Genomic DNA, 1,093 nt, shown 5'->3' on the forward strand with positions numbered 1-1,093 from the left:
CTCCAGGAGCACCCGCCGCGACAGCAGCGGGTGCGCGGCGCCCACGACGGCGATGCCGCGCACCTGCTGCGGGTGCAGCGAGGGCAGCGCCCACGCGGTGCGGCCGGAGACGCCGTGGCCGACGACGAAGGCGTCGCGCTCGCCCAGGGCGCGCACCAGGGCCGCCGCGTCGGCCGCCGAGGTGGGCGTGTCGTAGCCGCGCGGCGGCTTGTCGCTGGCGCCGTAGCCGCGCAGGTCCATCGCGACCGCCCGGTAGCCCGCCGCGGCGAGCGCGACGAGCTGGGCCCGCCACGCCCACCAGAACTGCGGGAAGTCGTGCAGGAGCAGCACCAGCGGGCCGTCGCCGAGCTCGGCGACGTGGAAGCGCGCGCCGTGGGCCGCGACGAGGCGGTGCCGCCAGGGCCCCTCGACGAGGACCGCCGAGACGTCGGTGGCGGGTGCGGCCACGGCGCGCCGCGTCAGCGGCCGATGCTGGCGCGACCGGCGGAGGCGCCGGGGATGGTCTTGGCGACCGGCTTGCCGGAGGCGGCGGCCTTGACGGCGGCGACGGTCTCCTTGGCGGAGCGGATGGTGCGGCGCGGCGGGCCGACCTTCTTCACGCGGCCGAACCCGACGGCGGCGAGCCCGCCGGCGACGACGAGCAGCAGGACGGCGACGACGAGGAAGGACAGCCACACGGGCCAGCCGGCGCCCTCGTGCAGGGCGTAGGCGAGGGTGATGCCGAGGAAGACGAACGCGACGAGGCCGAAGACGCCGGCCACGGCGAACAGGCCGCCGCCGAGGGCGCCGTTCTTGACGTCGGCGGTGATCTCGGCCTTGGCCAGCGCCACCTCGTAGCGCACCAGCTCCGAGACGTCCTTGGTGGCGTCGGCCACGAGCTGGCCGACGGTGCGCTCGGGGGCGGTGGGTGCCGCGCCCGCCGCCCGGCTCCCCGACGTGCTCGACGCCGTGGCCCCGCTGCCGCCCAGGTCCAGGGTTGTCATGGGTCCTCCTCGCTGCCACCGCGCGCGGTGCCGGTGTGCCGGGAGAACCCTACGGGGCGGCGGTGGCGGGCGCGCGGGTGCGCTCGCGCGGGGCGCGTCGCCGCCGGCGG

2 protein-coding genes are annotated in these 1,093 nt (G+C 78.0%); both read right to left on the reverse strand.

The genetic code is table 11. The annotated features are described in order from the left end of the window. Positions 1–447 (reverse strand): alpha/beta fold hydrolase (locus tag GTR00_RS23105; RefSeq protein WP_205706127.1); only part of this gene is annotated, 447 nt, incomplete at its 3' end. Positions 448–458: 11 nt separating this feature from the next. Next, positions 459–983, reverse strand: a complete 525-nt coding sequence (locus tag GTR00_RS18100) for a phage holin family protein (protein ID WP_166612971.1) — start codon at positions 981–983, stop codon at positions 459–461. Positions 984–1,093 lie beyond the last annotated feature (110 nt).

Source organism: Kineococcus indalonis, from assembly GCF_009906395.1.
GTDB lineage: Bacteria > Actinomycetota > Actinomycetes > Actinomycetales > Kineococcaceae > Kineococcus > Kineococcus indalonis.